The organism is Gordonia sp. SCSIO 19800 (genome assembly GCF_018132775.1).
GTDB classification, from domain to species: Bacteria; Actinomycetota; Actinomycetes; order Mycobacteriales; family Mycobacteriaceae; genus Gordonia; species Gordonia hongkongensis.
Window position 1 is genome coordinate 24,168 of sequence record NZ_JAGRQM010000036.1, and the last position, 8,707, is coordinate 32,874.

Below are 8,707 nucleotides of genomic sequence, written 5' to 3' on the forward strand. Positions count from 1 at the left end.
CAGGTCGGGGCGTCTCAGTCCGCAGTGAGCACACCCGGGTACGACGCTCGCCGCGCGGCTGTCACCGGGCAATAGTGCATCGGGTTGTCGCGTTCGGTGTCCGGCGGAAGATTGCGTTTGGGCGTGTGCACGATCGGTGCATCCACGGCGACCTTGCCGTGCACGCGATCCCACGCATCGCGCGGTCGGGGGTGGCGCAGTGCCCGCTTGGGTAGGAGCTTGTGCATCACGAGGTTGATGCCCTTACCCACCAGACGGAATCGACGTTCGTCCTTGTCGGTCCACTCGAGCCCGAGGATCTCGCGGATCGGCTCGTCGTAGAACCCGGTGGTCAGCCACATGAACAGTTTCTGGTTCTGCGGCACCAGGTACCGGTCCCACAGCCACGTCGGGACGAAGCTCAGGAACGGCGGGGGCGGCAGCTGGGTGATGTCGAGGACCGTGCGGACCGACACGTGATCACGAAGCACGTTGCGGCACATGTGGTCCCAATACTCCAGGAAGTCCTCGTAGGTCTCCGGGACGGGACGCATGGAGACGCCGTACTGGGCGTACCATGCTTTGGACTCCTCGAAGAGCTGACGCTTCTGGTCCTCGGTGAGGAAGGGGCCGAAGCGTTCGCACAGTCGGACGTTGCCGTACCAGAACGTGGCGTGGGCCCAGTAGAAGACGTCGGGATCCAATGCGTGATAGCGGGACCCGTCCTCCATGGTGCCCTTGACGGTGAGGTGGTAGTCGCGCACCTCTTCCCCCGTCCGGGCACCCGGGATGACGGAGTCGAAGACGACGCCGCTGATCGGGTACAGGGAGCGCATCAGGCGCTGCCACCGTTCGCCGAAGAAGTCCGAGTGGTCCCACACCGCCGCACCCAGCTTGGGATGCATGTTCTGGATCGACCCGGCCCACAGACCTTGGAACATCCCCGTCCAGGTCCCCCAGATCTGCCAGGTCAGCGAATCCGGGCCAAGGGGTTCGTAGCCGTGTGTCGCCGACGACGCCGCGCCGGCCGGGCAGGTGGCCTCGGCCGACGCGGCGTCGACGGGACAGGTGTCCTGGGAAGCGTGCAGAACCTCGGCCATGAGACGAAACGATAGGTTCGTCTCACTCGGGTGTCAACCGAGGTCTACCGGGAGTCACTCCGGATTCTCGTGGGTCACCGCCCGGTACCCGCGCGCTCCGGCGCGGTCGACGGCGGCGCGAACGAGACCGAACACGAGTCCTTGCAGCGCGGCGGCCACGAGAACCTCGGTGTTGCTGCGCTCGAGATCCTTGGGATCGGGCGCCGACTCGTCGTCGGAGATCCGCTTCCAGATCTGCCCGAACACCGCGCCGGCGGCGATACCGCCGAGCACGCTGGTCGCGAGGGACATCGGTTTGTACATCGCCTTCGATACGGCACTCATGACAGCTCCTTGCTCTTGGCTCGACTACAACCGTCCGACGGCGGACTCTCAGCGACGACGGCCGGTCAGCGACGACGGCGGCGGATCACGATGAACGCGCCCAGCGCCACCACCGCGGCGACGGCCGCACCGATCAACACGGTCTGGTTCTCCTGGGCCTTCACCTGCGCGGTATGCGCGGTTTTCGACGCCGCCTCGTTCACCCGCGCCGGGACATCCAGCTTGGCCGCGAGAGCGTCGACCGTCTCGGCCAGCTCCTCCCGCTGTTGTTCGATCGGCGGCGGATCGTCGGTCGGATTCTGGTCGGGATGTGTCTCACTCATCTACAGGTGCTCCTTCACAGTCGCCACGTCACGCTGGACACTCTCGACGGTTCGCTCCGGTGCCGGGGGCACAGCGGATTTCGCGCGCTTGGCGCCGATCGCCGCGGCGGCCCCGCCGATGACCAGCAGCACGACGCCGACGATCACCGCTGCCAGCCACGCCGGCACGGCGTTCGCCAGTCCGAGCACGGCCGCCGCGACCAGCGTGCCGAGGCCGAACAACACCAGCAGCGTGCCCGCGCCGGAAATCCCCGCACCCACCCCGATCCGGGTGCCCTTGCCCTTCATCTCCGCGACGGCGTGCTGCAGTTCGGTCTTCACCAGGGTCGTCGTCTGCTGTTGCAGACGTTCGACGAGTTGCACGGTCGACAAGTCGTTCACAGACGGATCACTCACGCTCGTACCTCCTATCGGGACGCTCGTATGCATTCCCGCGGCGGTCGAAGCCGAAACGTCGTGTCCGCGCGATCAGCACCGACGGAATCGGATCTCCGATCAGCATCGACGAAATCGGATCTCCGATCAGCACCGACGAAATCGGATCTCCGATCCGGGCACCAGCTGCGCGGCCAGGTCCACCGCGCCCGCGGCGAGGACCGCCACCACGGGGTAGCCGCCGGTGACCGGGTGATCGGCGAGGAAGATCACCGGACGGCCACTGGGCGGGACCTGGACCGACCCGTGGGCGATCCCCTCCGAACGGAGTTCGGCGGCGCCGGCGCGATGGGCGAGGAGCGGCTGCGCCGATCCCTCCGCGCGGTCGATCCGCACCCCGACCCGATTGCTGTCGGATCCGACCAGCCACGTTCCGACGAACAGGTCGGACGGCAACTCGAGATGTCCGGCCCGCGGGCCCTCGTGGCACTCCAGCACGACGACACGCGGGTGCTCGCGGTCGGCGGGGGCGGACAGAGTGGTGGGCCAGTCGCCGGCCGCATCGCCCACGGGCAGACGGTCGTCCGTGCCGAGAGGTGGCGGTCCGAGCCCGGACAGCGTATCGGTCGACCGGGAACCCAGTACGGGCTCGACGTCGATCCCACCCCGCACGGCGATGTAGTTGCGCAACCCCCAGCCAGGGGTGTCGAGCGCCAGCTCGTCACCGCCGCGCAGTACCAGTGCCGCGGCGAGCCCCGCGGGGACTCCGTTGTGGCGCACCACGGTATCCGCCCCGGTGACCGCCACCAGGACGTCGGCGTCGACGCATGCCCGGAACCCGCCCAGCGTCGTCTCGACGACTGCCGCCCACTCCGCGTTGCCCACAAGGCGATTGGCCAGCGCGAGGGCCCCACGATCAGCACCGCCGGAACCGGGGACACCGAGATCGGCGTAGCCGGGTCGGCCGTGGTCCTGAACAGTCGCGAGGGGTCCCGTCGCGAGAACGGTCAGCGAGGTCATGTGTCGTCGCGTCCGGCGTCGACGAAGCGGACCACCCGGCCCGCAGCGAGCCGGGCGGGGGGATCGGCACCGGCATCCCACAGCCGAACATGGGTGCGGCCCAGCAACTGCCACCCGCCGGGACTCGACCTCGGGTACACCGCGCTGTACCCGGCGGCAATCGCGACCGACCCCTCCGGAACATTCGTGCGGGCCTCCCGGCGTCGGCCGACGGCGTCGAACGGATGCGCTGCCTCGTCGTCGGCGACGAGATACCCGAAACCCGGTGCGAAGCCCATGAACTGGACGCGCCATCGGGTGCGACAGTGCAGCCCGATCACCTCGTCGGTCGTCATCTCCAGTGCCGCAGCGACATCCGGGAGGTCGGCACCGTCGTAGACGACCGGGATGACGATCTCGTCGGTGCTGTGGGTGTCGGGATCGCCCGCGCGCTTCCGACGCCGGAGCGCCCGGCGGACACCGAGTTCGTCCAGCCCGCGGTCGGGACGGGCCTGGACCAGGACGGTGTGCGCGCTGGGCACGAGGTCGGTGACCTCGGGGAGTTCACCACCCCGGATCGCTTCGCGGAGCGCCGCGACCGCGCTGAGTACCGCGGCCGACGGTGAGTGGTCGGCCGAGAAGTCGAGGACCACCGCGTCGGGGCCCGCCGGCAGCTCGTGCATCCAACGAACTTACCCCGCGCGACACAAGGTTCCGGCGCGCGAACTCGTCGAGGTGTCCACGCCCCGATGGCAGACTCGAGACGAGACGCCGGATGCGGGTGCCCGGCGCGGGCCGTGAGGAGGCAGAGTGAGAGAGATCGTCGTCTGCGGTGAGGCGCTCGTCGATGTCGTACAGCAGGGCGGTGGCCGGCACGACACGACCGCCGGCGGTCTGGCGCCGTTGCAGCCCGCCCTCGGGGGTGGCCCGTTCAATGTGGCAATCACGCTGGGCCGGTTGGGGAGTGCGGTCTCTCTGCTGTCCGCGGTGTCCACCGACACCTATGGCGATGCGGTCCTCGACGCACTCCGGGCCGCCGGCGTGGGAACCGCGTTGGTCCAGCGTCGTGACGACCCCACCTCGTTGGCCCTCGCGACCATCGCTGACGACGGTTCGGCGCACTACTCCTTCTATGTGGAGGGCACCGCGGATCGCGCGATCGGCGATCCCGGCGCACTGCCGCCGACGGTGGCGGCGGTCACCTTCGGGACCCTATCTCTGGTCCTGGAGCCCGGTGCCACGGTGTACGAGAACCTGATGCGCAGATGCCGGGCCGAGGGCCGAGTCGTGGTGTTGGACCCGAACATCCGGCCCGCGGTCATCGCCGACCCCGAGGCCTATCGACGACGCTTCCGGAGCTGGATGTCGTCGGTGGACGTGGTCAAACTGTCCGACGAGGACGCGGCCTGGCTCAACGAGGGGTCCGCGGGAAGTACGACGACAGACTGGCTGGCCGACGGTGTGGCCGCGGTCGTCACCACGGAGGGAGCTTCGGGCCTCACCGTTCGCACTGCGGCCGGTGAGGTGACCGCACCGGCTCCGTCCGTCGATGTCGTCGACACGATCGGTGCCGGGGACAGCGTGCTCGGGGGCCTTGTCAACCACCTGGACCGGCGTGGTCGACTCACGCCCGGAGCGGTGCGATCCCTGACCCTCCAGCAGTGGCGGGAAGCGGCTGAATTCGCAGCTCACGTGGCTGCGGTGACGGTCTCGAGGCCCGGCGCCGACCCTCCGTGGGCGGGCGAGCTGAGAAGCGACTAGGTTGTACCTGTGTGTCCTACCCGGTCACTGTAAAAATCTCTGATCTGAATAAGGGGTTCGTGTGTCTGCTGAAACAGTCCCAGCCGACCAGGCGTCCGACACGGCCTCAGCGACCTTCACCTACCCCGGTGGACAGCTGGAGCTCCCGATCCTGAAGGCCACCGAGGGCACCGACTCGGTCGCGCTCGGCAAATTCCTGGCCGAGACCAATCTGACCACCTTCGACGGTGGCTTCGTGAACACCGCGTCGACCAAGTCGGCCATCACCTACATCGACGGTGACGCCGGCATCCTGCGCTACCGCGGAATCCCGATCGACCAGCTGGCCGAGAAGTCGACCTTCATCGAGGTGAGCTACCTGCTCATCTACGGGGAGCTCCCGACTCCGTCGCAGCTCGAGGACTTCACCACCAAGATCCAGCGCCACACCCTCCTGCACGAGGACCTCAAGCGCTTCTTCGACGGATTCCCCCGCAACGCGCACCCGATGCCGGTGCTGTCGAGTGCGGTCAACGCGCTGTCGGCCTACTACCAGGACTCGCTCGATCCCAAGGACGACGAGCAGGTCGAGCTGTCGACGATCCGCCTCCTCGCGAAGCTGCCGACCATCGCGGCGTACGCGTACAAGAAGTCGGCGGGACAGCCGTTCCTGTATCCCGACAACTCGCTGAGCCTCGTCGAGAACTTCCTGCGGATGACCTTCGGCTTCCCCGCGGAGCCCTACGAGGTCAACCCCGAGGTCGCCAAGGCCCTCGACATGCTGTTCATCCTGCATGCCGATCACGAGCAGAACTGTTCCACCTCGACCGTCCGCCTGGTGGGCTCGTCGCAGGCCAACCTGTTCACGTCGATCTCCGGCGGCATCAACGCGCTCTGGGGCCCGCTGCACGGCGGCGCCAACCAGGCCGTGCTCGAGATGCTCGACGACATCCGCGCCGACGGTGGCGACACCAAGGACTTCATGAAGCGGGTGAAGAACAAGGAGGCCGGCGTCAAGCTGATGGGCTTCGGTCACCGCGTCTACAAGAACTACGACCCGCGCGCCGCCATCGTGAAGAAGACCGCCGACACGATCCTGGAATCGCTTGGCGTGCAGGACGACCTGCTCGACATCGCCAAGGGTCTCGAAGAGGTCGCCCTCAACGACGACTACTTCATCGAGCGCAAGCTGTACCCGAACGTGGATTTCTACACCGGTGTCATCTACCGTGCGATGGGCTTCCCGACGCGCATGTTCACCGTGCTGTTCGCGCTGGGACGCCTGCCGGGGTGGATCGCGCACTGGCGCGAGATGCACGAGGACCCGACCACCAAGATCGGCCGTCCGCGTCAGCTCTACACCGGCTACACCGAACGCGACTACGTGCAGATGGGCGATCGCTGAGCGACCGTTCCGACGCACCGCCTGACCGCCGAACACCCGACTCAAAGGAGAGTCCAGTGACCAGCACCGAGAAGCCAGTGGTCGAGTTCCAGGCGGGACCCCCGCCGGCCGACCTCACCATCTCCGACCTCATCGTCGGCGAGGGCGAGGAAGCCGCTCGCGGCGGCATCGTCGACGTCCACTACGTCGGGGTCGACTACGAGACGGGCGAAGAGTTCGATTCGTCGTGGGATCGCGGCCAGTCGGCCAACTTCCCGCTGGACCGGTTGATCCCGGGCTGGCAGGAAGGCATCCCCGGGATGAAGGTCGGCGGACGCCGCCAGCTGACGGTTCCGCCCGAGCTGGCCTACGGCTCCGCCGGTGCCGGACACCGTCTCTCGGGACGGACCCTCGTGTTCGTCATCGACCTGCTCGGAGTGGGCTGACGTCCGCCACCGAACTGGTCTGGCTCAGGCGCGATCTACGCCTGAGTGACCTCCCGCCGCTCGCCGCGGCCGCCTCGAGGACCGATTCGTCGGTCCTCGTTTGCTTTGTGGTGGACCCGCGGCTGGAGAAGTCCGCGGGCGAGCGGCGGCTCGCGTTCCTGTTCGACTCCCTGCGGGAACTGGACGACAAGCTCGACGGCAAGCTGCTGGTCGTGCGGGGCCGACCCGAGGTCGAGATCCCGAAGCTGGCCCGGGCGGTCGACGCCGAACGGGTGCACATCTCCGAGGACTTCGCCCCGTTCGGCCGCCGACGCGACGAGGCCGTCGCCGACGCGCTCGGCGACATCGAGCTCGTGGCGACCGGGTCGCCGTACCTCGTCTCACCCGGTCGCGTCACCAAAGACGACGGGGAGCCGTACAAGGTGTTCACCCCGTACTTCAAGCGGTGGCGTGACCACGGCTGGCGTGCGCCCGCCGACTCGTCGGTGCCTGCGAAGAAGATCGTCGACCCGTCGGACCTGACGAAGGCCGGGCGCATCAAGATACCGAAGTCGCCGACCGGGTTGTCGTTGCCCGCCGGTGAAGACGCGGCGCTCGAGCGGTGGGCCGAGTACGTCGACAACGGTCTCGCCGACTACGACTCCGGCCGCAACGATCCCGCGGGTGACAGCACCAGCCGGATGTCGGCGTATCTCAAATACGGCAACATCCATCCCCGCACGATGGCCGCCGATCTCGGCAAGGGCAAGGGGCCGCAAGCGTATCTACGCGAACTCGCCTTCCGCGACTTCTACGCCGACGTGCTGTTCCACTGGCCACATAGCTTGTGGCACAACTGGAATCGACAGTTCGACGGCATCGACCTCGACACCGACAAGAAGGCCTACGAGCGTTTCGACGCGTGGAAGGCAGGGCGTACCGGTTTTCCGCTCGTCGACGCCGGGATGCGTCAGCTCGCGGAGACCGGGTACATGCACAATCGGGTGCGCATGGTGACCGCGTCCTTCCTCGTCAAGGACCTGCACCTGCCGTGGTGGTGGGGAGCGGAATGGTTCCTCGAGCAGCTCATCGACGGTGACATGGCATCGAACAACCACGGCTGGCAGTGGGCCGCCGGCACGGGAACCGATGCGGCGCCGTACTTCCGGGTGTTCAACCCCGAGGCGCAGGCCAAGAAGTTCGATCCCGACGGCGAGTACATCCGACGCTGGGTCGGTGACGTCGACGCCGACGACTATCCCGAGCCGATGGTCGATCACAAGGCCGAGCGTGAGGAAGCGCTCCGGCGTTTCGGCCAGATCTAGCTTCCTGCGACGTCCCCCGCTGGTTGAGCTTGTCGAAACCACATGCCGCACAACAGGCTGCACCAGTCCCGCCTTAGCTCCGCTGTCCCCAGCGTCGAGGGATGCGTCCCATTGCGTCGTCCCACGTCGTCTCGACCAGCCGACCGTGCTGCCGGACGAGCGGGCGGGTCAGTCGGTCCTGAGACGAACTGGCCTTCCATCCGTAGAGATCCTGAGTTCGTCAGAACGGTGGTGGGTCGATGCGGTCGAGTTCTTCGCGGGCTCGTTTGTTTCGGGCGCGTTCTTGTCGCCGGCGGGCGAGTTTGGCGTCCAGTCGGCTGTGCGTGCGCTCCGGGTTGTCGTCGGAGGCGATGACGTGTGGGGTGGGTGGGGCTTGGGCGGCTTGCTCGAACCGGATGCGCCGCAGGTTGGGGAAGGTGTCTTCCAGCGTTTCGGCATCGCCGGGCAGAGTGACCCCTTCGGGGGTCTCGTAGTCGGTGACCAGGCGTCCGTCGTCGTCGCGGTACTGCACATCAACCCAGTCCCCGTGGGTCTTGAAGAGGTGACTGGGGCGGCATTTGGTGTTGAGGTTCTCACTCGACGTCGCCCCACCGCGGGCGGGGTCGGTGTGGTCGTACTCGGTGACATGGTCGAGATCGCAGGCGAATGCCGAACGGGTGCAGCCGGGTTCGGTGCAGTAGCCGTCCCGGACTCGCACGAAGTCGGCGCACGACGTGGTGGGCCGGTACCCGTT

Annotated in this window: 11 protein-coding genes; 4 read left to right on the plus strand and 7 right to left on the minus strand. The window is 67.5% G+C overall.

The features are described 5' to 3' along the window. Positions 1 to 14 precede the first annotated feature (14 nt). The 6 genes from KB201_RS23695 to KB201_RS23720 form a co-directional block, all read right to left on the minus strand. The gene (locus tag KB201_RS23695; RefSeq protein WP_211540759.1) at positions 15 to 1,079 is read right to left on the minus strand and encodes an oxygenase MpaB family protein; all 1,065 of its coding nucleotides are present in this window, start codon (positions 1,077 to 1,079) and stop codon (positions 15 to 17) included. Between the two features lie 54 nt (positions 1,080 to 1,133). Then, positions 1,134 to 1,403 carry a DUF4235 domain-containing protein gene (locus KB201_RS23700; RefSeq protein WP_058251595.1) on the minus strand — a complete coding sequence of 90 codons (270 nt, stop codon included), beginning with the start codon at positions 1,401 to 1,403 and terminating at the stop codon, positions 1,134 to 1,136. A gap of 65 nt (positions 1,404 to 1,468) precedes the next feature. Beyond that, positions 1,469 to 1,726: a DUF3618 domain-containing protein gene (locus tag KB201_RS23705; protein WP_065630768.1), complete on the minus strand. Its 258-nt coding sequence runs from the start codon at positions 1,724 to 1,726 to the stop codon at positions 1,469 to 1,471. Next, positions 1,727 to 2,122: a phage holin family protein gene (locus KB201_RS23710; RefSeq protein WP_035718303.1), complete on the minus strand. Its 396-nt coding sequence runs from the start codon at positions 2,120 to 2,122 to the stop codon at positions 1,727 to 1,729. Between the two features lie 126 nt (positions 2,123 to 2,248). Next, the gene (locus KB201_RS23715) at positions 2,249 to 3,121 is read right to left on the minus strand and encodes a biotin-dependent carboxyltransferase family protein (RefSeq protein WP_078113446.1); all 873 of its coding nucleotides are present in this window, start codon (positions 3,119 to 3,121) and stop codon (positions 2,249 to 2,251) included. Continuing rightward, complete coding sequence (locus KB201_RS23720) at positions 3,118 to 3,783, minus strand: allophanate hydrolase subunit 1 (RefSeq protein ID WP_211540760.1); 666 nt, start codon at positions 3,781 to 3,783, stop codon at positions 3,118 to 3,120. The genes KB201_RS23715 and KB201_RS23720 overlap by 4 nt, the downstream gene beginning before the upstream one ends. A gap of 127 nt (positions 3,784 to 3,910) precedes the next feature. On the opposite strand from KB201_RS23720, the gene KB201_RS23725 reads away from it, so the two are divergent. The 4 genes from KB201_RS23725 (at position 3,911) to KB201_RS23740 (ending at position 7,974) form a co-directional block, all read left to right on the plus strand. Next, positions 3,911 to 4,861 (plus strand): carbohydrate kinase, encoded by a 951-nt coding sequence (locus KB201_RS23725; protein ID WP_211540761.1) that lies wholly within the window; start codon positions 3,911 to 3,913, stop codon positions 4,859 to 4,861. Between the two features lie 61 nt (positions 4,862 to 4,922). Next, the gene (locus KB201_RS23730) at positions 4,923 to 6,245 is read left to right on the plus strand and encodes a citrate synthase (RefSeq protein ID WP_078113443.1); all 1,323 of its coding nucleotides are present in this window, start codon (positions 4,923 to 4,925) and stop codon (positions 6,243 to 6,245) included. 56 nt (positions 6,246 to 6,301) lie between these two features. Continuing rightward, positions 6,302 to 6,670 (plus strand): FKBP-type peptidyl-prolyl cis-trans isomerase, encoded by a 369-nt coding sequence (locus KB201_RS23735; protein ID WP_058251588.1) that lies wholly within the window; start codon positions 6,302 to 6,304, stop codon positions 6,668 to 6,670. Positions 6,671 to 6,684: 14 nt separating this feature from the next. Next, positions 6,685 to 7,974 carry a deoxyribodipyrimidine photo-lyase gene (locus KB201_RS23740; protein WP_211540767.1) on the plus strand — a complete coding sequence of 430 codons (1,290 nt, stop codon included), beginning with the start codon at positions 6,685 to 6,687 and terminating at the stop codon, positions 7,972 to 7,974. A gap of 220 nt (positions 7,975 to 8,194) precedes the next feature. Here KB201_RS23740 and KB201_RS23745 read toward each other — a convergent pair. Beyond that, on the minus strand, positions 8,195 to 8,707 hold a 513-nt coding region (locus KB201_RS23745), incomplete at its 5' end, for an HNH endonuclease signature motif containing protein (RefSeq protein WP_211540762.1).